This window comes from Micromonospora sp. ZG13 (assembly GCF_059359355.1).
Genome location: NZ_JCADBQ010000003.1, coordinates 368,278 through 389,650, shown reverse-complemented (window position 1 = coordinate 389,650; position 21,373 = coordinate 368,278). Strand labels below are relative to the sequence as shown.

21 protein-coding genes are annotated in these 21,373 nt (G+C 72.9%); 13 read left to right on the top strand and 8 right to left on the bottom strand.

Annotated features, from left to right (window positions below):
• Positions 1–169: 169 nt before the first annotated feature.
• Together AC5L34_RS09300 and AC5L34_RS09295 are read left to right on the top strand one after the other, a co-directional pair.
• Positions 170–1,327 (top strand): geranylgeranyl reductase family protein, encoded by a 1,158-nt coding sequence (locus AC5L34_RS09300; protein WP_494824470.1) that lies wholly within the window; start codon positions 170–172, stop codon positions 1,325–1,327.
• Between the two features lie 31 nt (positions 1,328–1,358).
• Positions 1,359–2,129, top strand: coding sequence for an isoprenyl transferase (locus AC5L34_RS09295; RefSeq protein WP_089002005.1), 771 nt, complete (start codon positions 1,359–1,361; stop codon positions 2,127–2,129).
• A gap of 117 nt (positions 2,130–2,246) precedes the next feature.
• On the opposite strand, the gene otsB is transcribed toward AC5L34_RS09295, so the two are convergent.
• The 3 genes from otsB to AC5L34_RS09280 all read right to left on the bottom strand — a co-directional run bounded on the left by otsB (position 2,247) and on the right by AC5L34_RS09280 (position 4,131).
• Positions 2,247–3,071, bottom strand: a complete 825-nt coding sequence (otsB, locus tag AC5L34_RS09290; RefSeq protein WP_089002004.1) for a trehalose-phosphatase — start codon at positions 3,069–3,071, stop codon at positions 2,247–2,249.
• Positions 3,072–3,174: 103 nt separating this feature from the next.
• Entirely contained in the window at positions 3,175–3,528 is a 354-nt protein-coding gene (locus tag AC5L34_RS09285) for a hypothetical protein (RefSeq protein ID WP_089002003.1), read from the bottom strand.
• A gap of 162 nt (positions 3,529–3,690) precedes the next feature.
• Complete coding sequence (locus AC5L34_RS09280) at positions 3,691–4,131, bottom strand: helix-turn-helix domain-containing protein (protein ID WP_089002002.1); 441 nt, start codon at positions 4,129–4,131, stop codon at positions 3,691–3,693.
• A 264-nt stretch (positions 4,132–4,395) separates the two neighbouring features.
• Here AC5L34_RS09280 and AC5L34_RS09275 point away from each other — a divergent pair, with 264 nt between their 5' ends.
• The 6 genes from AC5L34_RS09275 (at position 4,396) to AC5L34_RS09250 (ending at position 9,751) form a co-directional block, all read left to right on the top strand.
• The gene (locus tag AC5L34_RS09275; RefSeq protein WP_363626919.1) at positions 4,396–4,740 is read left to right on the top strand and encodes a hypothetical protein; all 345 of its coding nucleotides are present in this window, start codon (positions 4,396–4,398) and stop codon (positions 4,738–4,740) included.
• 31 nt (positions 4,741–4,771) lie between these two features.
• Complete coding sequence (locus AC5L34_RS09270; RefSeq protein WP_441174386.1) at positions 4,772–5,110, top strand: hypothetical protein; 339 nt, start codon at positions 4,772–4,774, stop codon at positions 5,108–5,110.
• A gap of 376 nt (positions 5,111–5,486) precedes the next feature.
• Complete coding sequence (gene phoH2, locus AC5L34_RS09265; RefSeq protein ID WP_441174384.1) at positions 5,487–6,902, top strand: RNA 5'-3' helicase PhoH2; 1,416 nt, start codon at positions 5,487–5,489, stop codon at positions 6,900–6,902.
• A gap of 274 nt (positions 6,903–7,176) precedes the next feature.
• Entirely contained in the window at positions 7,177–7,875 is a 699-nt protein-coding gene (locus tag AC5L34_RS09260) for an aggregation-promoting factor C-terminal-like domain-containing protein (protein ID WP_494824465.1), read from the top strand.
• 107 nt (positions 7,876–7,982) lie between these two features.
• Entirely contained in the window at positions 7,983–8,633 is a 651-nt protein-coding gene (locus AC5L34_RS09255; RefSeq protein ID WP_441174383.1) for a rhomboid family intramembrane serine protease, read from the top strand.
• A gap of 149 nt (positions 8,634–8,782) precedes the next feature.
• A complete protein-coding gene (locus AC5L34_RS09250) occupies positions 8,783–9,751 on the top strand; it encodes an NAD(P)/FAD-dependent oxidoreductase (protein ID WP_441174382.1) in 969 nt (322 codons plus the stop codon).
• A 63-nt stretch (positions 9,752–9,814) separates the two neighbouring features.
• On the opposite strand, the gene AC5L34_RS09245 is transcribed toward AC5L34_RS09250, so the two are convergent.
• Positions 9,815–10,795 (bottom strand): DMT family transporter, encoded by a 981-nt coding sequence (locus tag AC5L34_RS09245; protein ID WP_441174381.1) that lies wholly within the window; start codon positions 10,793–10,795, stop codon positions 9,815–9,817.
• A complete protein-coding gene (gene glpX, locus AC5L34_RS09240; protein WP_089001995.1) occupies positions 10,792–11,823 on the bottom strand; it encodes a class II fructose-bisphosphatase in 1,032 nt (343 codons plus the stop codon). The genes AC5L34_RS09245 and glpX overlap by 4 nt, the downstream gene beginning before the upstream one ends.
• 152 nt (positions 11,824–11,975) lie before the next feature.
• On the opposite strand from glpX, the gene AC5L34_RS09235 reads away from it, so the two are divergent.
• The 3 genes from AC5L34_RS09235 to AC5L34_RS09225 all read left to right on the top strand — a co-directional run bounded on the left by AC5L34_RS09235 (position 11,976) and on the right by AC5L34_RS09225 (position 14,732).
• Positions 11,976–12,689, top strand: coding sequence for a DUF4245 domain-containing protein (locus tag AC5L34_RS09235; protein WP_441174380.1), 714 nt, complete (start codon positions 11,976–11,978; stop codon positions 12,687–12,689).
• 115 nt (positions 12,690–12,804) lie between these two features.
• The gene (locus tag AC5L34_RS09230; RefSeq protein ID WP_441174379.1) at positions 12,805–13,611 is read left to right on the top strand and encodes a hypothetical protein; all 807 of its coding nucleotides are present in this window, start codon (positions 12,805–12,807) and stop codon (positions 13,609–13,611) included.
• A 245-nt stretch (positions 13,612–13,856) separates the two neighbouring features.
• Complete coding sequence (locus tag AC5L34_RS09225; RefSeq protein ID WP_441174378.1) at positions 13,857–14,732, top strand: hypothetical protein; 876 nt, start codon at positions 13,857–13,859, stop codon at positions 14,730–14,732.
• A 132-nt stretch (positions 14,733–14,864) separates the two neighbouring features.
• Here AC5L34_RS09225 and AC5L34_RS09220 read toward each other — a convergent pair whose 3' ends face one another.
• Complete coding sequence (locus AC5L34_RS09220; RefSeq protein WP_089001991.1) at positions 14,865–15,077, bottom strand: exodeoxyribonuclease VII small subunit; 213 nt, start codon at positions 15,075–15,077, stop codon at positions 14,865–14,867.
• Positions 15,078–15,113: 36 nt separating this feature from the next.
• Complete coding sequence (gene xseA, locus AC5L34_RS09215) at positions 15,114–16,280, bottom strand: exodeoxyribonuclease VII large subunit (RefSeq protein WP_441174655.1); 1,167 nt, start codon at positions 16,278–16,280, stop codon at positions 15,114–15,116.
• Between the two features lie 230 nt (positions 16,281–16,510).
• On the opposite strand from xseA, the gene AC5L34_RS09210 reads away from it, so the two are divergent.
• A complete protein-coding gene (locus AC5L34_RS09210) occupies positions 16,511–17,500 on the top strand; it encodes a 4-hydroxy-3-methylbut-2-enyl diphosphate reductase (protein ID WP_441174377.1) in 990 nt (329 codons plus the stop codon).
• 43 nt (positions 17,501–17,543) lie between these two features.
• Positions 17,544–17,996: a hypothetical protein gene (locus tag AC5L34_RS09205; protein ID WP_441174376.1), complete on the top strand. Its 453-nt coding sequence runs from the start codon at positions 17,544–17,546 to the stop codon at positions 17,994–17,996.
• Between the two features lie 67 nt (positions 17,997–18,063).
• On the opposite strand, the gene AC5L34_RS09200 is transcribed toward AC5L34_RS09205, so the two are convergent.
• Positions 18,064–21,333: a S8 family serine peptidase gene (locus AC5L34_RS09200; RefSeq protein ID WP_441174375.1), complete on the bottom strand. Its 3,270-nt coding sequence runs from the start codon at positions 21,331–21,333 to the stop codon at positions 18,064–18,066.
• Positions 21,334–21,373 lie beyond the last annotated feature (40 nt).

The following is a 21,373-nucleotide window of genomic DNA, read 5'->3' as shown; positions in this document are numbered from 1 at the left end:
CCACGTCGCCACCCCGCCACCCCGACGTGGCGACGTGGCGTCGGGAGGTGCCGTCGCTGTGGGGGTCGCGGGACGTCCTCGCCGACGTGCCGGGCGGGTTTCGCCGCGCTGCGCGTCTCCGGCGGCAGGATGGCCGCAGGGAGCCGGACCGGCGGTGGGAGGCGACGCGGTGGGCGACGAGTCCGTGGGCGACGAGTTCGACGTGGTGGTGGTCGGGGCCGGTCCGGCGGGGTCGGCCGCGGCGCTGGCGGCCCGGCGGGCGGGGGCGAGCGTACTGCTGCTGGACCGGAGCGAATTTCCCCGGGACAAGGCGTGCGGGGACGGCATCGCCGCGCACGCGTTGGACGTACTGGACGAGCTGGGGGTGCCCGACGCGGTGGCCGGGTACGCGCCCCTGCCGGCGCTCCGGCTGGTCGGCCCGGGTGGCGGCACCGTGGCGCGGGCGCTGCCGCGGCCCGCGTACACCGTGCCCCGGAAGGTCTTCGACGCCCGGCTGGTGGCGGCGGCGGTCGCGGCCGGCGCGCGGCTGCGCCGGCACGCGGTGCGGCACGTCGAGGTCCGGGCCGACCGGGTGGTGCTCGACGGCGGGCTGGCGGCGCGGGCGGTGGTCGGCGCGGACGGCGCCGGGTCCGTCCTCCGGCGGGCGCTGGGCCACCGGCCGAATCCCGACCGGCACCTGGCGCTCGCCATCCGGGGGTACGCGCCGGCGCTGACCGGCCCGCCCGAACAGCTCATCGTCACCTCGGCGCCGCGCTGGCCGGCGTACGCCTGGTCGTTCCCGATCGGGGACGGTCGGGCGAACGTCGGGTACGGGGAGGTGCTGCGGGGCGAGCCGCTGAGCCGGGCGCACCTGGTCGACCGGCTCGGCGCGCTGCTGCCCGGCACGGACCCGGCCACGGTCACCGACCTGCGCGCCCACCACCTGCCGCTGTCGACGCACCGCCCCGCCCCGGGGCAGGGGCGGCTGGTGCTCGCCGGCGACGCGCTCTCCCTGATCAACCCGTTCACCGGGGAGGGCATCTTCTACGCGCTGCTGTCCGGGGCGCTCGCCGGCGCGGCTGCCGCCGGCTCGCCCGAGCAGGCCGCCCGGCGGTACGCGGCCACGCTGCGCCGCCGCCTCGGCACCCACCTGCGGCACAGTTCGGTCGCGGCGTGGCTGGCCCGGCGCCGGCAGGTGGTCGACGCGGCGGTCCGCGCGGCCCGCCGGGACGACCGGGTCTACCGGACGGTGGTCGAGTTGGGGCTGGGCGACGGGCGGCTCGACGCCCGGACCCTCGGCATGATCGGCATCGGTCTGTCGGCGCGGGAGCGCATTCCGAGGCGGTGATCCGGGGCGTGGGTCGCTACGCTGCAAGGTGATGACTCTGCGGGACCTGATCTACTCGGTGTACGAGCGTCGCCTGACGGCGAAGCTCGCGGGCAAGCCGGTGCCCCGGCACGTCGGCGTGATGTGCGACGGCAACCGTCGTTGGGCCCGGGAGATGGGCTACGTCGACCCGAACGACGGGCACCGCATGGGCGCCGTCAAGATCAAACACATGCTGGGCTGGTGCAACCAGGCCGGCATCGGGCACGTGACGCTCTACCTCCTCGCCACCGACAACCTGCGCCGACCGGCCAAGGAACTCGACCCGCTGCTCCAGATCATCGAGGACCTGGTGGTCGAGCTGGCCGAGGAGGGCAACCCATGGCGGCTGCGGATGGTGGGCGCGCTCGACCTGTTGCCGGCCTCGACCGCCGCCGCGCTGAAGGCCGCCGAGGAACGCACGCGGGACCGCAGCGGCGGGGCCGAGGTCAACATCGCGGTGGGCTACGGCGGCCGACGGGAGATCACCGACGCGGTGCGCTCGCTGCTGCTGGAGTACGCCGCCACCGGCGGCACCATCGAGGAACTGGCCGAGGTGCTGGACGTCGAGCACATCGCCGAGCACCTCTACACCCGGGGGCAGCCCGACCCCGACCTGGTCATCCGGACCAGCGGCGAGCAGCGCCTCTCCGGCTTCATGCTGTGGCAGTCGGCCCACTCGGAGTTCTACTTCTGCGAGTTGAACTGGCCCGACTTCCGGCACATCGACTTCCTGCGCGCCCTGCGCTCCTACGCCAACCGCCAACGCCGCTACGGCGCCTGACCGCCCCGCAGCGCCCTCGCCGGGTCGGCCCCGCAGCGCGCGCCGTCGCGGGACGGGCCGGTGCGCGGTCGCCGGGGCGGGCCGGTGCGCGTGCCGCCCCCGGCCGGCGCGGGCGCGTCAGGTGAGGTGCCGGGTGGCGTCGGTGAGGAAGTCGCCGAGGGCGGCGGGGGAGTCCAGGGTCAGGTCGGCGGCCTCCGCGACCTCGTGACCCGTCTCCGGGTTGGCGACGGCGACGCAGACGCCGAAGAAGTGCGGATCAGCGGCGGCCCGGGCCCGCAGCGCGGCGAACGCCTTGATGTCGGAGACGTCGTCGCCGAAGTACCAGGCGCCCTCGGCGTCCCGGACGATCTCGTCGATCACCATGCCCTTGTCGCGGTCGACCGGCGGCTTGAGCTCCAGCACCATGCGCCCGGCCTGGACCTTGAGCCCGAGCCGCTCGGCCTGGGCCCGGCCCCACCGCTCCACGTCCGCGCCGAGCTGCGGCGCGGTGCGCCAGTGCAGCGCCACGGAGAGCCGCTTGTACTCCACCAGGGTGCCCTCGGGCAGCTCGGCCCGGGCCAGGTCGTTCAGCTCGGCCATGGTGGGCACCCAGGGCAGGGCCGCCGGCTCCGTCACGGTCTCGCCGCCGGAGTGGCTGTGCTCCAGGCCGTAGAGGCCGTAGAGGTCGACGCCGGACAGGCCGCCCAGGTGGTCGCGGAGGAAGTCGACCGGGCGCGCGGAGACGATCGCCACGCGCCGGACCACCGGGGCGAGCGCCTCGATCGCGGCCAGCACCTTCGGGGCGGGGCGGACGGCGGTGGGATCGTCGTCGACCGGCGCCAGGGTGCCGTCGAAGTCGAAGAAGAGCACGGTCCCGGCCGACCGACCGGCGGTCGTCCGCCAGGCCTGCTCGGCGTCCAACGGGGTCCTCGGCTGCTGGTTGCCCAGATTCAACGGCGGCACGCGCGACAGCGTACCCCGGGCGGGGCGGCTCAATCCCCGCCCGAGCGGTGGCTGCCGGCCGGCGCCCCGGAGGGGTGCGGTCGGTGCGCGGCGGGCCCGACGGTCAGCGTTCGGCGGCTCCCCGTCCCCGCCGGCCGAACGGCACGACGGCGGCATCCTGGCCGTGGCTGAGCAGGTAGCCCTCGACGAATCCGCTGTTGCGGTCGCCGGTGCGCTCCTCGATCTCCTTCAGCCGGCCGACGAGGAAGTCGGTCAGGGCGCTGACCCGGTTGTCGAGCCGGTCGTGCAGCTCGGCGACCACCGCCAGGATCACCGCGGTGCTGGCGGAGGTGAGCGCGAGGAGGTTGACGAGCAGGGGAAGCTGCCCGCCGTTGACCGCCAGGGTCACCACGTTTCCGGTCACGCCCAGTGTCAGCGACACGGTGGCGATCACGACTGCCATCCACTTCAGGGTCATGGACAGACCCCTCCTTCTGTCCCGCAGGGCTGGGTTCGGCCTTGTCCCGTCCCCCCGCCGACGACGAGCCCAAGCAGTACGAATACGGACGCTAGCGCGCCCGTTCCGGCCCCGGAGCGAAACGAATGAGTCTGACCTGCCGTTCTTTCGCCATCTGAGGAACTAGCCGGCCTGTTTCCCTCGTTTTCGGACATCGACCGGGAGGGTGGGCCGATACGCGAGGTATCTGATGGTTTCCCGGATGTGGAACTTCTCCGCGTCGGAGACGTCTGGGTCCACGAGCCGACGCAGCAGCGCCTCCACGTCCGGGTCCATCGGCGGCGGGGTCGGCGTGCTGCGGGGGGCGGACGTCCGTTCCCAGCCCAGTGCCGCGAAAGCGGTCGCGGGGCTGAGCCCGAGACCCTCGCAGAACGCGACCACGCGCTCCGCCTCCGGGTCGCTCGCCCAGTCGCCCCGGACCCAGCGGTTGATGGTCTGCCGGGAGACGCCGGTGCGACGGGACACCTCGGTGCCGCTCCACGCCCGGGTGGCCCGGGCCTCGTCGAGCGCCCGCCGGACGAAGGTGGCGAAGGCGATCTTCCGTGCGTTGGCCGTCTCGGTCACTCGGTGACGGTACGACCATCCGGCCACCGGTGCGTGTCCTGGCACGCTGTTGTCACGCGGACGTGACGTAGTCGTCGACGCGCCGGTAAACGATCCGGCACCGCTCCTGAGGGGTGTCACCTGGGCAGAATAGAAGCCCGTAGAGGCCGTCGTAAACGGACGAAAAGCTGATACTGTCACGTCCATGGGACAATCTACGGTGTGTCACGTGCATGAGACGATCGGTGCTCACATGTGTCACGCCCCCGGCGCGAGGGGGGCGTGGTGACCGAGCTAGCCACCCGGGCCCAGGCCTTCGGCCTGATCGCGGAGGGGGTGGCCACGGGCCTGAGCGCGCCATGGCGGCTCTACCTCGCCAGAGGTTGCCGTTACCTGTCACTCAGCGTCGGCGACCGCACCGAGTGGGACTCCTGGCGTACCCACCTCGGCTGCCCCGAGGTCAGCGTCCGGGTGTACGACGCCGGCGGGGAGATCCGTCGCTCCTCGGTGGCCGAGGTCGTCCTGGACGGCTGCCGGATCAGCGTCGAGCTGGTCGAGGAGGTCAGCACCGACGACCTGGACCGCCTCCTCGTCGCCGAGCCGACGCCGACCGAGCCGGAGGAGCGATGACCCGGGACCCGCGGCGCACGGGAGCCGCCGGATGAGCCCCTTCCTCGCCGTCTTCCTCGTGCTCGTCCTCGGTGCCACGAGCTACGCGGCCGGGCGGCTGCACGGTCAGCTCAGCTACCGGATCGGCTACCGGTTCGGCTACCGGCAGGGCTACTTCGACGGCGACCGGGGGGCGTGGAACCGGCGTCGCCGCGACGCCCAGGCCGCCATCGCGTCGGCCCTGGCCGGCCCGTCGCCCGTCACCGCCGCCCGGGTCGCCGGCACGGTGGTCCGGCCCGGCACCACGTACACCGGCTCGTCGTTCTCGGCGCCGGTCGCCCCGGTCACCGGGCGGCACCCGACCGGCACCCTGGTCCGGCGGACCGGTTGAGCCCGGTCGACGGGGAGCCCGAGGCCCCGTCGACCGTAACGGCACGGTGCGTCGTCCGCGGCGGACACGCACCGTCGGGGCCACGTCAGACCGGTGACGGTGGTCCCACCGGCCGGGATGCGCGCAGGGGGCATGCATCCCGGCCGGTTCCGCCGCCGGCCGAGTTCACCCGCCGGTCCCCGCAGATCCACCGTCGCCCTCTAGCCCACGGGGTCCGACGCCGCTAGCGTCTAGGCATGGCGCGGGGTTCTCCCGGGCCAGCCGGTCCGCCCGGATCTGCGACCTCGCGCACGGGGTTCCGCATCCGACCCCGTGTCCCCGGGCACCGGAGGAGGCGGAACGCGGGTGGCGGATGCCCATCCGTCGGAGCAGGCCTGTGACGACTCGCCGTACGCCCGCCGGGACCGACCAGACCCCGGCCGCGACTGCCACGACCCGCCGCGCCACCCGGAGCCGCCGCAGCGCGTCCGCCGCTCCGGTCGGCAACGAGGAGCCCCGACCAGCAGGCCAGGCGTTCGTCCTGGACACCTCGGTGCTCCTGTCCGACCCGGCGGCCTTCCACCGTTTCGCCGAGCACGAGGTGGTCCTGCCCCTCGTGGTCATCTCCGAGCTGGAGGGCAAGCGACACCACCCGGAGCTGGGCTGGTTCGCCCGGCAGTCCCTGCGCATGCTGGACGAGCTGCGGGTCCGGCACGGGCGGCTGGACCGCCCGGTGCCCGCGAACGACTCCGGCGGCACCCTGCGGGTGGAGCTCAACCACTCCGACGACGGGGTCCTCCCGCCGGGGTTCCGTACCGACTCCAACGACGCCCGGATCCTCTCCGTCGCGCTCAACCTCGCCGCCGAGGGGCGGGAGGTGACCCTGGTCAGCAAGGACATGCCACTGCGGGTCAAGGCCGCCTCGGTGGGCCTGCGGGCGGACGAGTACCGGCACGGCCAGGCCAGCGACCCGACCTGGACGGGGATGGCCGAACTGGAGCTCGCCGAGGAGCAGATCGGCCGGCTCTACGCGGGCGAGACGCTCGACCTGGACGCCGCCGCCGGGCTGCCGTGCCACACGGGTCTGGTGCTGCACTCGGGCCGGGGCTCGGCGCTCGGCCGGGTGCTGCCCGACAAGACCGTACGGCTGGTCCGTGGCGACCGGGAGGCGTTCGGGCTGCACGGCCGCTCGGCCGAGCAGCGGATCGCGCTGGACCTGCTGCTGGACGAGTCGGTCGGCATCGTCTCGCTGGGCGGGCGGGCCGGCACCGGCAAGTCGGCGCTGGCGCTCTGCGCCGGGCTGGAGGCGGTGATGGAACGCCGCCGGCACAAGAAGGTGGTCGTCTTCCGCCCGCTCTACGCCGTCGGCGGCCAGGAGCTGGGCTATCTGCCCGGTTCGGAGTCGGAGAAGATGTCGCCCTGGGCACAGGCGGTCTTCGACACCCTGGGCGCGGTGGTGCACGAGAACGTGCTGGAGGAGGTCACCTCGCGGGGTCTGCTGGAGGTGCTGCCGCTGACGCACATCCGGGGCCGCAGCCTGCACGACGCGTTCGTGATCGTGGACGAGGCGCAGTCGCTGGAGCGGGGCGTGCTGCTCACGGTGCTCTCCCGCATCGGCCAGGGCTCCCGCGTGGTGCTCACCCACGACGTCGCCCAGCGGGACAATCTGCGCGTCGGGCGGCACGACGGGGTGACCGCGGTGATCGAGGCGCTCAAGGGCCATCCGCTCTTCGCCCACGTCACCCTCAGCCGCTCGGAGCGTTCACCGATCGCCGCAATGGTGACGGATCTGCTGGAGGACATCCCGCAATGACGGCCGTTATGTAGGAGTTTGTCCGCATTCTCATTGTGGCGCAGATCACAATTCAGGCTCGTGGTTTCCCAACAGTCCCACTGTGCGCGATGGTGTCCCACGAGCGCCCACGTACCGAGAAGATCGTTGGTGATCGTTCGTCACAGGACACGCCAGCATCCACCGGGTACGTCGGCTGCGACCGACACCGGGTCGGGGCGCTCGCGACGCGGACGCATCCCACCCGGGGTGCCGCCCCGCGCCGTGTCCTTGAACCCGACGAAGGGACCACTTCGTGAGTCGGCTGTGGAGCCGGTTCGGCGCCCGTACGGCCGCTGTCGCGCTGCTCTCCGTGGGCGTCGCTGGCGGTGTCTACCTGGGCGAAGACCGACAGACCCAGCAGCAGGGCCTGACCGCGCAGGTCAGCGCCACTGTCGAGCAGGCCGAGTTCGAGTACCAGCACGAGCGGCAGGCCAGCCACCAGGTGCAGTCCGCGAAGCAGCGGGCCGCCGAGTACCAGGCGAAGCTGCGCGCCGCCGCGGCGGCCAAGGAGGCCGCCAAGCGCGCCCGCGAGGCCGAGGCCGCCGCCGCGTCGCGCAAGAAGGCGCGCGAGGCGGCCGCCAAGGCCGCAGCCGAGAAGGCCGCCGAGAGCAAGCCGTACGACGGGCCGATCCCGGCGTCCTGCGCCGAGTTCAGCGGCAACCGCGAGGTCGGCTGCGCGCTGATGGTCAAGGCGGGCTTCGGGATGGACCAGTTCCCCTGCCTCAACAAGCTCTGGGACAAGGAGAGCGGCTGGAACCACAAGGCCCGCAACCCCTCGTCCGGGGCGTACGGCATCCCGCAGGCGCTGCCCGGCAGCAAGATGGGCTCCGTCGCCGACGACTGGCAGACCAACCCCACGACCCAGATCAAGTGGGGCCTCGGCTACATCGAGGGCCGCTACGGTTCGCCCTGCAAGGCCTGGGCGCACTCCCAGGACGTGGGCTGGTACTGACCGATCCTTCGAGGGCGGGGTGTGTGGGCGTCCACACACCCCGCCCTCGTCGTTCGGATCGCCCGCAGAAGTGGCGGCTGCGCCCCTCACCTGATAGCTCTTGACGGGTGACCCTGCACCCGCCAAGCGGCGACCCGAACCGGTTCGGCACCGAGGCGTTCTACGCCGCGCTCGGCCGGGCCTTCGTCGCCATGTGCGCGGTGGTGCCGTTCCTGTTCCTCATCGAGGCCCTCGACCAGGGGCTCGCGGCCGGCTTCGACACCACCGCCGGCATCATCCCGAAGCGCATCGACGGGCTCGACGGGGTCTTCTTCTCGCCGTTCCTGCACCACGGCTTCGACCACCTCTACAGCAACAGCATCCCGCTGATCCTGCTCGGCACCTTCGTCCTGGCCGCCGGCGCCCGCCGCTTCCTCTGGTCGACGCTCGTCATCATCCTGGTCAGCGGGCTGGGGGTGTGGTTCACCGGCTCGTCGACCTCCGTCGTGGTCGGGGCGAGCGGCGTCATCTTCGGCTACCTGGGCATCCTGCTCACCCGGGGCATCGTCGAGCGGAGCTGGTGGAACTTCGCGGTCTTCCTGCTGGTCGGCCTGCTCTACGGCTGGCAACTCGTCGGCATCCTCCCCACCGACGAGCGGATCTCCTGGCAGGGGCACCTGTTCGGGCTGCTCGGCGGGGTCGTGGCGGCGATCATCTTCCGGCGCCGCCGGGACCTGGGCGGCCCCTACCGCTCGGAGTCCACGCTCACCATGCCCTGAGCTTGGCCGAGCTGGCCGGGCCGCGCCGCGAGCACCGCCGACGCGCCGGCACCAGCCGAGCACGGGACATGCTTGCCCGAAGCGCACCGCCGGCCCTACCGTCGGGATCAGCACGCGTTGATCCGTGAGCGGAAAGCGACGGTACGCCCATGCGCGAGGTCGATGTCGCGGTGATCGGGGCCGGCCCCGCCGGACTGTTCGCGGCGTACTACGCCGGATTCCGGGGGCTCTCCGTCGCGGTCGTCGACGCGCTGCCCGAGCCGGGCGGCCAGATCACCGCCATGTACCCGGAGAAGCTCATCCACGACGTGGCCGGCCTTCCGGCCGTCAAGGGCCGGGACCTGGTGGCCAACCTCGTGGCCCAGGCCGCCCCCTTCGACCCCTGCTACCTGCTCGGCAACCGCGCCGAGAAGCTCTCGTACGCCGACGGCAAGCCGGTGCTCGGCCTCGCCGACGGCGGGCAGCTGCGGTGCGGTGCGGTGATCGTCACCGGCGGGCTGGGCAGCTTCACGCCCCGCCCGCTGCCCGTGGCCGAGCACTTCGCCGGCACCGGGATCGTCTACTTCGTACCGCGACCGACGGAGCTGACCGGCCGGGACGTGCTGATCGTCGGCGGCGGCGACTCCGCGTTCGACTGGGCGTCGACGCTCCAGCCGCTGGCCCGCTCGGTGACGGTGGTGCACCGGCGGGAGAAGTTCCGGGCGCACGCGGCCACCGTCGCCCGGGTGCTGGGCCTGCCGGTCCGCGTGATCGTCAACGCCGAGGTGACCGGCCTGCACGGCGACGGCGCGGTCACCGGCGCCGAGATCACCGTACGCGGCGGCGCGGCGGAGCTGCTGCCCGTCGACACGGTGGTGGCCGCCCTCGGCTTCACCGCCGACCTCGGCCCGCTGGCCGAGTGGGGCCTGCGGCTGGACCGCCGGCACATCGTGGTCGACAGCGCGATGGCGACGAACCTGCCCCGCGTCTTCGCGGCGGGCGACATCACGGAGTACCCGGGCAAGGTGCGGCTGATCGCGACCGGCTTCGGCGAGGCCGCCACGGCGGTCAACAACGCGGCGGTGGCCATCGACCCGAGCGCGCACCTGTTCCCCGGGCACTCGTCCGACGGCACCTGACGCACCGGCGGCCGCGGTGCGCCTCCCGCCGGGGGCCCGGCAGCCCGGCCGGCGGCGGGCCGGTCAGCGCGACGGGCGGGGCACGACCGGTGCGAGGGCGGCGACCCCGACGGCGACCAGGGTCAGCGCCGCGCCGAGCAGGGTGACGGCGCTCGGCCGGGAGGCCGCCGTGGGCAGCAGCACGTCCAGGAGTACGGCGCCGACGATCTGCCCGGCGATGGTCGCCAGGCCGAGCAGCAGCACGCCGGTGAACCGGACGATCGCCGCGGCGATCGCGATGAACACGATCCCGATGGGCCCGCCCAGGTAGAGCCACGGCTCGGCCGGCGCACCGCCCGCCGGCCAGCCCCGTACCGCGACGTCGACGGCGAAGGTGACCAGCAGGGCCACCGTGCCGACGGAGAAGTTGACCAGCGTCGCGGTCAGCGCGCTGCCGGAGGCCATCCGTACCCGGCCGTTGACGGCCTGCTGCCAGGCGATGCCCACGCCGGCGAGTAGCGGCAGCAGGGCCAGCCCGAGGGTGGCGGGATCGCCGAGCCGGTCGCCGACGGCCAGCAGGACCGCGACCACGGTCAGCGCCGCGCCGGCCAGCCGCTGGCCGGTGACCGGCTGGGGGCCGCTCGGGCCGACGCCCGCCCGGTCGACGGCCAGGCTGCTGCCGGACTGGCCGGCCACCACCGCGACCGTGAAGACCGCCACGCCGAGGGCGCCGATCGTCAGCCCCTGTGCGGCGACCAGGAACGCCCCGCACACCCCGCCGAGACACTGCCACGGCCGTAGCGTGCCGTCGGTGAGCGCGTCGCGCAGGGCGACCAGCCCCCGCCGCCCACCCGGGGTGGCGGGGACCAGCACCAGCAGCACCAACAGGCCCAGCCCGAACGAGACGACCGCGGCGGCGATCCCGTCGGCCAGGCGTACGCCCAACTCGCCGTTGATCCGGGACTGCACGGCCACGGCCAGCCCGGAGGCGGTCGCGAGGCCCACGCCGGTGATCCGGCGGGCCGCCGACGGAGCCGGCGGGGCCAGCGTCCCGGTGACGCTCACTCCTGCTCGGCCAGCGGGCGGCCGTCGAAGTCGACCGCCGAGTAGAGCGCGAGCTTCTCCAGCCGGTGGTACGAGTCGATGACCCGGATCGTGCCGCTCTTCGAGCGCATGACGATCGACTGCGTGTACGCGCCGCCGGCCCGGTAGCGGACGCCACGCAGCAGGTCGCCGGAGGTGACGCCGGTGGCCACGAAGAAGCAGTTGTCCCCGGTCACGAGGTCGTCCGTGCTGAGCACCCGGTCCAGGTCGTGCCCGGCCGCGAGTGCCTTCTCCCGCTCCTCGGCGTCGCGCGGCCAGAGCTTGGCCTGCATCGCCCCGCCCATGCACTTCAGGGCGCAGGCGGAGATGATGCCCTCGGGGGTGCCGCCGATGCCCATCAGCACGTCGACGTCCGACTCGCCCCGGGCCGCCGCGATGGAACCGGCGATGTCCCCGTCCGAGATGAAGCGGATGCCCGCCCCGGCCCGGCGGATCTGCGTGACCAGGTCGTCGTGGCGGCTGCGGTCCAGCACACAGACCGTGACCTCGGAGACGTCGGTGCCCTTGACCTTGGCGATCCGGCGCAGGTTCTCGGCCACCCCGGCGTTGATGTCCACCACGTCGGCGTACGCCGGTCCGACGGCGAGCTTCTCCATGTAGAAGACCGCGCTCGGATCGAACATGGCGCCCCGCTCGGACACGGCGAGCACCGCCACCGCGTTCGGCATGCCCTTGCTCATCAGCGTGGTGCCGTCGACGGGGTCGACCGCGACGTCCACCTCCGGGCCGCTGCCGTCGCCGACGTGCTCACCGTTGAAGAGCATCGGGGCGTTGTCCTTCTCGCCCTCGCCGATCACCACGACGCCCCGCATGGGGATCGAGTTGATCAGCTTGCGCATCGCGTCGACGGCGGCCCCGTCGCCGCCCTCCTTGTCGCCCCGGCCGACCCAGCGACCGGCGGCCATCGCCGCGGCCTCGGTGACCCGGACCAGGTCGAGGGCGAGGTTGCGGTCGAGATCCTGTGGGATCCGGGTCCTGGTGTTCGTCATGACGGCTCCTCCTCGCGACGTTGCGGGGCGGCAGGGTGCGGCGTCGCCGCTGCCGGCTTTGTCGCTGATCCTCACACGATGGCTCACCCGGTGCGGGATCGGGGCGGTGATGGCCCGGATACGGCCGGTCGGGCGGCTGCGAAGATGGCAGGGTGGAAGCCGCACAGCCTGCCGATCGCGTACCCGCCGACCCGACGCCGCCGGACGGTCAGCCGCCGGTCGCCCCGAGCCGGGCCGCCGCCGTACCCGAGGGGGAACCGGCGCTGGTCGAGCCCGCCGGCGCGGCGGGGGCGCCCCCGCCCGACGGCGTGGCGGAGACGGGCGAGCGGCCCGCGCCGCCGCCGGCGATCGACACCCGCAAGTCGGAACGCTCGCCGAAGGACATGGCGATCTCGCTGCTCGTGCTGCTGATCCCGATCGCCCTGCTGATCGCCTTCTACCGGGGGTTCCTCGGCGGCGAGCAGCCGACGACCGTCGACCCGGCGCCCGCCATCGAGTCGGCGCGGGCCGCCAACGCCTTCCCGGTCAGCGAGCCGGCGGAGCTGGACGACGGGTGGCGCACGGTCAGCGCGAACTTCCAGATTGTCGAGGGCGGATCGAGCCTCCGCCTCGGCTACCTCACCCCGGAGGGGCGGGGCGCCCAGCTGGTGCAGAGCAGCGTCCCGCCGGAGCGGCTGCTGCCGACCGAACTGACCGCCGAGGGGCAACCGCAGGGTCAGACCGACCTGGGCGGACGCACCTGGCAGCGGTACACCGCCCGCGGCAACGAGCAGGCGCTGGTCCTGCTCGAACCGAACCGGACGGTGATCGTGGTCGGCGACGCCCGGGACAACGAGCTGCGGCACCTGGCCACCGCGATCCGGTAGCCCGCCCCGGGAAACCGCCCCCCCAGGTGTCGGTCGGATCGGCTACGCTGCCCCGGCTCACTGCCCGGCGGCTGAGGCCTGCCGGGTGCTTTCCGTTTCCCGAAGAGAGACAACTGTGAACATTCGACGGTGGAGCGTCGGCGTGCTCGCCGCCACCCTGCTCGTTCCCGGCCTCGCGGCCTGCAAGTCGGACGATCCCGCGCCGGCCGGTGCGGGCTCGGCAGCGTCGGCCGTGCCCGCCGACCCGAAGGAGGCGCTCATCGCCTCCACGAAGGAGCTCGAGAAGGGCAACTTCACCTTCACCCTGGCCGGTGACGGGCTCAGCGGCAAGGGCCTGGTGCACAAGCCCAGCAACAGCGCCCAGTTCAGCATGAAGTTCGACGACGGCTCCGGCTCGTCGATGGGCATGGAACTGATCTTCATCCAGCCGGACAGCTGGGTGAAGCTGGACCTCGGCGAGCTGGGTGCCATGATCCCGGGCGCGGAGAAGATGAAGGGCAAGTACCAGCACCTCGACCAGTCCAAGGTCAAGGACGCCGGTGAGCTCAGCCGCTACATGGAGCAGGCCGACCCGGCCGGCAGCGCGATGCTGACCAAGGGCATCACCGAGGTGGAGAAGACCGCCGAGGGCAGCTACGCCGGCAAGCTCGACGCGTCCGCCGCGACCGAGTCCTCCGCCGTGGACGCCGACACGGTCAAGGCCCTGGGCGCGCAGGCCAAGGCGCTGCCCTTCACCGCCAAGGTGGACGCCGAGGGCCGGCTCACCGAGCTGGTCATCTCCGTGCCGAGCGCCGGCGAGACCAAGGCGCACGACATCAAGGTCACGTACGCGGACTACGGCAACGCCACCGCCGCCCAGAAGCCGGCGGCCGACAAGGTGGTCGAGGCGTCCCCCGAGACGTACGAGATGTTCAAGAAGTAGCACCGGCACACGGAACGGGGCGGCCTCGGCCGCCCCGTTTCCGCGTTCCGGGGTCACCCGACCGGGGCAACCGGACATCGCGGTGATTGTGCGACGCGGCGACAGGGAACAGGAGTGGGGCGAACCCGGGCCGGGTCGCCTCCGGCAGCCGGCCCGGCGGGGTTCGCGCGGCGCAGCCGACGTGGTGCGTCGCCCGGTTTCCGGCCGCCGCCAGGTGCGTCGGGTGACCCACGTGGGAGACACGTATGACTGTTCGACGCCTGAGCGCCGGCCTGGTGGCCGCCGCCCTCTTCACTCCCGGCCTGGCCGCCTGCAACGCCTCCGGGACCCCGACGGCGGGCTCGTCCGCCTCCCCGTCCGTCTCGACGTCCGGCGCGCCCGCCGCCTCCGGCAGCGGGGCCCCTGCCTCCGGCAGCGCGGCCCCGGGGTCCGGAGACGCCAAGCAGGCGCTGCTCGCCTCCACCCGCGAGATCAGCAACGGCAACTTCCGGTTCACCATGTCCGGCGTCGGCTCGACGGCCGAGGGTCGGGTGCACGAGCCCACCCAGAGCGCCGAGATGCGGGTGACGATCGGCAAGCCGACCGACGACCTGTTCATGAAGCTCGACCTCGTCCACTACAAGCCGGACAGCTGGGTGAAGGTCGAGCTCGGCGGCACGACCGCCAGCAGCGTGCCGGGGGTGCAGAAGCTGAACCTCGGCAAGTACCAGCACCTGGACCAGACCCGGATCAAGGGCAACCGCAACCTCGGCTTCGACTTCGACAAGGTCGACCCCGCCGGCAGCGAGGTGCTGACGCAGGGCATCACGGAGGTACGCCAGACCGGCGACGGCGCGTACGCCGGCACCATCGACGTCTCGAAGGCGGCGGAGGCCGGCTCGGTGGACCCGACGGTGATCACGGCGCTCGGTGCGCAGGCGAAGTCGGTGCCGTTCACCGCCAAGCTCGACCCGCAGGGCCGGCTCAGCGAGATGGTCATCCAGATCCCGGCCGCCGGCCAGAGCAAGGCGCAGGACATCCGGATCACGTACTCGGACTACGGCAACGCCACCGCCGCCCAGAAGCCCCCGGCGGACCAGGTGGTCGAGGCCCCCACCGAGCTCTACAACCTCTTCAACTGACCCCGGCCGCGTCGCAGCTTCCGCCCGCGTCGATCGTGCAGTTGTGGTGGGTGACACAAGGTGCAGAACGCCCTGTACCGCCCACCACAACTCCATGATCGTCGGCAAGCCCGGCGAGCCCGGGCGCGGCGGTCAGGGGGTGGGGTCCTGGCGGGCGGCGTCGATCCGGGCGCGGGCGCCGTCGAGCCAGCGCTGGCAGGTGTCGGCGAGCTTCTCACCGCGCTCCCAGAGCGCCAGTGACTCCTCCAGCGTGGTGCCGCCGGTCTCCAGCCGCTCGACCACCGACGCCAGTTCGGCGCGGGCCTGCTCGTAGCTGAGCGGTTCGTCCTTCTTCTCGTCAGTCATCGCTGCCATCCCACCACATCGTGATCCCGTCGTCGTTCAGCCGTCGACCGTCGCGGCCAGCTCGCCGTCGGCGAGGCGTACCCGGAGCGGGTCGCCCTTGCCGACCTCCGACGCGGCGCGTACGACGTGCCCGTCGGCGCGCTGGACGATCGCGTAGCCCCGGTCGAGGGTGGCGGCGGGGGAGAGGGCGCGCAGCCGGGCCAGGGTGTGCCGCAGGTCGTCGTCGGCGGCGGCGAGCCGGTGGTCGAGGCAGCGGCCGGCCCGCTGGCGCAGCCCGTTGAGGTCGACGAACCGCTGGTCGACCATCACCTGCGGGCGGGCCAGCACCGGCCGGGAACGCAGCCCGTCGAGCCGGTGCGACTCGCGGTCCACCAGGTTTCGCACCGCGCGTTCGAGGCGGTGGCGGGCCTGGCGGATGACGCGTACCTCCTCGGTGAGGTCGGGCACCACGCGCTTGGCCGCGTCGGTCGGGGTCGAGGCCCGTACGTCGGCGACGTAGTCGACCAGCGGCGCGTCGGTCTCGTGGCCGATCGCGCTCACCACCGGCGTGCGGCAGGCGAAGACGGCCCGGCAGAGCGCCTCGTCGGAGAAGGGGAGCAGGTCCTCGATGCCGCCGCCGCCCCGGGCGATGACGATCACGTCGACGGTCGGGTCGGCGTCCAGCACCTTGAGCGCGTCGACGATCTGGGGAACCGCGCTCGGCCCCTGCACGGCCACGTTGACCGTGCGGAACTCCACCGCCGGCCAGCGCCGGCGGGCGTTGGTCAGCACGTCGCGCTCGGCGGCGGAGGCGCGGCCGGTGATCAGCCCGACCCGGTTGGGCAGGAACGGGGGCCGGCGCTTGCGCGCCCGGTCGAACAGCCCCTCGGCCGCGAGCAGCTTCTTGAGCTTCTCCAGCCGCGCCAGCAGCTCGCCGAGGCCGACCTGCCGGATCTCGTCGGCGCGCAGGCTCAGCGTGCCCCGGGCGGCGTAGAACTCCGGCTTGGCGTGCAGCACCACCCGGGCACCCTCGCGCAGCTCCGGCGCGCCGACGTCCAGGACGTCGCGGTTGGTGGTGACCGTCAGGCTCAGGTCGGCCGACGGGTCCCGCAGGGTGAGGAAGACGGTGCTGGCGCCCGGCCGGCGGCTGATCTGCGCCACCTGCCCGTCCACCCACACCCAGCCCAGCCGGGCGATCCAGGCGCCGACCTTCTGGCTGACCACCCGGACCGGCCACGGCTCCTCGGACGTGCTCCGCCCCACCTCACCTGTGCTCACCCGCCCCACCCTACGGCCCGCCCCGGACACTCCCGCGCGGCTCGACGGGCGGCACCCCGGAGCCGGCCCCGGCGGGGCGGGCGTCGCGCCAGGTGCGCCCACCCGGCCGGGTGCGGGCCGTGGTGGCGGCGGTCGCGGCCCGCGTCGCCCCACGGGGCGACACGTACGATGGGTGGGTGACTGAGGCTGAAGTGACGTCCCGGACCGGCAAGCGCGTGATCCTGGCCAAGCCCCGCGGCTACTGCGCGGGCGTGGACCGCGCGGTGCAGACCGTGGAGGAGGCACTCAAGCTCTACGGCGCCCCGATCTACGTACGCAAGCAGATCGTGCACAACAAGCACGTCGTGCAGACCCTGGAGGCCCAGGGCGCGATCTTCGTGGAGGAGAACGAGGAGGTGCCCGAGGGCGCCACCGTCATCTTCTCCGCGCACGGGGTGGCCCCCGAGGTCTACGAGCAGGCCCGCAGCCGCTCGCTGCGGGCCATCGACGCGACCTGCCCGCTGGTCACGAAGGTGCACCAGGAGGCGAAGCGGTTCGCCGCCGAGGACTACGACATCCTGCTGATCGGCCACGAGGGGCACGAGGAGGTCATCGGCACCTCCGGCGAGGCACCCGAGCACATCCAGCTCGTGGACGGCCCGGAGGACGCCGACACGATCACCGTCCGCGACCCGAACAAGGTCGTCTGGCTCTCCCAGACCACCCTCTCGGTCGACGAGACGCTGGAGACGGTGGCCCGGCTCAAGAAGCGGCTGCCGATGCTCCAGTCACCGCCCAGCGACGACATCTGCTACGCCACCTCCAACCGGCAGCACGTGGTCAAGGAGATCGCGCCCGAGTGCGACGTGATGATCGTCGTGGGCTCGACCAACTCCTCCAACTCCGTACGCCTGGTCGAGGTCGCCCTGGACGCCGGCGCGCGCGCTGGTCACCTCGTCGACTTCGCGCACGAGATCGACGACGCGTGGCTGGAGGGGGCGCGTACGGTCGGCCTGACCTCGGGCGCCAGCGTCCCCGACGAGCTGGTCCAGGAGGTGCTCGCCCACCTCGCGGCACGCGGCTTCACCGACGTCGACGAGGTGGTGACCGCCAACGAGCGGCTGACCTTCTCGCTGCCGCAGGAGCTGAAGCGGGACATGAAGGCCGCCGCCGCGGCCCGTGGCTGACCGGGCGGGAACGGCTCGCGGTCCCGCTGCGTCAGACAAGGGTATGAGGACTCTTCGGCTCGCCGTCTCCGCGCTGGCCGTCTGCGTGGCGCTGAGCGCCTGCGGCGGCCAGGACGGTGCCGGCGACACCCCCACCCCGACCCCGACGGGAGCGCAGCCGGTGACCAGCCCGCCCAGCCCGGATCCGGGCACCCCCGGAATGACCCCGACCCCCGGCGACCCGGTGGACCCGACGGGGCCGGCCCTGCCCCCGCCCCCGAGGCCCAGCAACGCGCCGACGAAGCCGCCGACCGGCGGCACCACCCTGACCGGGACCGTCACCTCCGGGGTGGAGCCCAACTGCCTGCTGCTCGACAACTACCTGCTGGTCGGCGGCCCGCGTGACCTGCTGAAGCCGGGCACGAAGGTCACGGTGACGGGCCGGGTCCAGCGCGACCTGCTCACCACCTGCCAGCAGGGCACGCCCTTCCTGGTCGAGACCGCCCGCCGGGGCTGAGCCGACACAACGGGCGGAGCCCGCCCCCGGGTGGGGGCGGGCTCCGGTGTTTCCGGTGCGGGACGGGTCAGTTCACGGTGCCGATGGAGACGGCGCCGCGGCCGACGACCGCGCCCTCGGTGGTCACCACGGACAGCTCACCGAAGAGCGCCCGACCGGCGACCGGGGTGGACTGGGCGGTCACCGTACCGGTGAGGGTGGCGGTGGCGCCGTGGGCCAGGTCCAGCGGGGTGGCGGGCGCCGAGAGGGTGCCCAGCGCCGCCGCCGAGAACGAGTCCCGGTAGTCGTAGGCGGTGCTGCCACCGGCCCCGTCCACCGCGTAACCCTCGACGACCACCCGGTAGGTGCCCGCCGGCGGGTTGTTGATGGTCACGGCCTCCTCGGAGTCGCCGTCGGCGGCCCGACCGACCTCCGCGGTACCGCGGAAGACGTAGAGGTCGAGGTCGGCCGCGGCGCTGGCCGGGTTGCCGATCCGGGCGGTGAAGCGGGTCGCGCCCGCCGGCACCTCCACGGTGTACTCCTGCGACGCGCCCTCGGCGATGGTGGGCCGCTCGGCGTGGACGCTGGAGAGCGGGCCACCCTGGCCGGTCACCGCGACCGGGCCGAAGGTGTTGGTCAGCGACCAGGTCACCGGGGTCGCGGTACCGGCGGTGACCGACGGCAGCTCGACGACGGCCGGCTCGACCGCGACACCCTGCACCCGCGCCGTGAGCTGGAACGGGTTGTTCAGCGACGGCGAGGTCCGACGGGACTCCACCTCGATCTCCCAGACCCCGGCGATCGGGTTCTGGTAGTCGCGCTCCTGCGGCTTGCAGGCGTTGGCGTCGGAGAAGTTGGTGTAGCAGGCGAGGCTGGAGGTGCTCTCCACCGGAACGCCGTACGGGTTGAAGGCGATGAACCGGGTCTGCGAACCGGTGGCGATGCCGGAGAGGTTCACCTGGAGGGCGCCCGTGCCCGGCGGAACCGTCACGAAGTACGAGGTGAAGCCGTTCCGGTCGACCGAGCCCTCGGCCGAGAAGGAGAAGTTCGGCTTCTTCACGTCGTTCGAGGCCACCACGACGGTGGAGACCTCGAAGTCGACGACCGAGGTCGCCGGGTCGTCGATCGTCATGATCGCGCCGTGCGCGCCGGCGGTGGCGGGCTTGGCGGTGACCGAGACGGTGACGGTCTTGTTCAGCGGGAGCGAGACGGTCTTCGGCGCCTTGAAGGTGCCGTCGTTGCCGCGCAGACCCACGTTGTGCTTCACGGTGCCGGCCGGCCCGCTGGTGCGGGTCAGCTTGACCTGGTAGCTCTTCGACTGGCCGATCCGCTGCCCACCGTCGGTGGAGGCGCAGCGGTTGTAGAGGCCGGTGCCCCGGTTCGGGGTGCCCAGCTGACCGGACAGGACGGTGCAGACCGGGGCCTCGGAGGTGTAGGACCGCGTCTCCACGCCCTTACGCAGCAGCTTCCACGCGCCCGGCACGTTGAACATGCCGTAGCCCTGGGCGTACGTCGGAACGTCCCCGATCGGCTTGGCCGAGGTGTAGATCGCCCGGCGCAGCGCGGCCGGGGTGACGCCCTTGTCAGTCGCCTTGGCGGCCGACAGCAGCAGCGCGGCGGCGCCGGCGGCCTGCGGGGAGGCCATCGAGGTGCCGTTCAGCATCGCGTAGCCCGGGGGCAGCGCGTAGCCGGCCTCGGGGACCGCGTTGCCGGGCTGCCAGGTCGGGGCGGTGGAGATGGCCGAGCCGGGGGCGGCGATGTTCGGCTTGACGCCGCCGTCCTCGCGCGGGCCGCGGGAGGAGAAGTTGAACAGCGCGTTCTTCTTCTTCACCGCAGAGCCGTAGTTGGCCAGCCAGGTGTCCTTGCTGATGCTCGCCGCGACGCTGACCACGTTGGCGGCCACCGACGGGTCGCCGATGGTGTTCAGGCCCGGGCCGGAGTTGCCGGCCGAGATGAACATCTGCACGCCGTAGGTGGTGATCAGGTTGTTGTAGAGCTCGGCGCGGGCGTTGTTGCCGTCGTTCAGCGCCGGCAGGCCGCCGATCGACATGTTGACCACGTCGACCTTGCGGTTGATCACCAGGTCGGCCATGCCGGTGGTGAGGGCGGCGTACGTGCAGCCGCCGCCCCAGGAGCAGGCGCGGGCCGAGACGAGCTTGGCACCGGGCGCGGCACCGTCGAAGGCGCCGTTGCCGAGCATGTCGTTGGCGGCGGTGATGCCGGCGACGTGGGTGCCGTGGGTGCTCTCGACGATGCCGATGTTGACGTAGTCCACCAGGCCGGGACCGCCGATGGGGGCGGTGTCCACGTCCTCGCGGTACTCGACCACGAACGGGATCCGCTCGACCACCGGGGTGGCCGCGTTGTCGGTGCCGAAGTAGCCGACGTCGAACTTCTCCTTGTACGGCCGCATCATGGCGTCGTCGGTGAAGTTGTTGTTCTGGTTGACGTCCACCCAGATGTTGTGGGTGGCCGGGTCGTAGAGGATGCCGAACGTGTCGGTCCGGTCCCCGTCGCGGTTGATGTCACCGGCCGGATCGCTGGCAGCCGTGATCGACTCGCTGAACCGGTTGAACCGGTAGGTGCCCGCCGGGGCCGTCCAGGTCGCGCCGCCGGAGGTGAACGTCGGACCGGTCACCTCGGTGAGCATCGGGCGCCAGGTGGCGTCCTCGAACGGGTCCGTCGCGGTCACCCAGTCGACGATCTTCCGCTCACCCGTGGTGGTCTTCTGCAACGCCGGGTGAGCGAGGTCCACACCGGAGTCCATGATGCCGATCGTGACGCCGCGGCCGTCCCACTGGGGGTTCTTGGCGACGAAGTCGACGGCGCCGATCTCGTTGGTCGGCATGTAGGGGTTGGCGGCCGGGGTGTCGGCCCCCGGGCCGGGCAGCGTCGCCGCCTGCTTCGCCGCCTTCTTGCCGGAGGGGGCGACCTCGGGCGTCGGGTCGGGCAGCTGGATGGTCTCGTCCAGGTCGACGGCGGAGACGCCGGGCAGCGTGGCCGCCTTGACCACCTTCGAGGTGGGGACCTTGGCCAGGACGTAGCCGATGCTGTCGTAGCGCTCGGTGACGGCCGCACCCAGGTTCTTGAGGTCGGCGGCGACGTCCTTCGCCTCGCCCTTCTTGGTGGCCACGATCAGGGTGACGGTCGGGGCCTTCTTCGCCTCCGCCTCGGCGAGGAGCTTGGCGTCGTGCGAGCCCAGCGCCTCCACAGGGGTGGCCTGGGACGCGTCGGGTGCGGCGGTGGGCGCGGCGCTCGCGGTGGCGGCGCCACCGGCCACCGTCACCGCGCTGGCCGCCACGACCGACGCGAAGAGCGCGGCGGAGGTCCGCCGGCTCAGGTTTCGGGGTTTGCTCACGTTCTCTTTCCTCCAGAGAACAGGGCCCTCAGATGCAGGG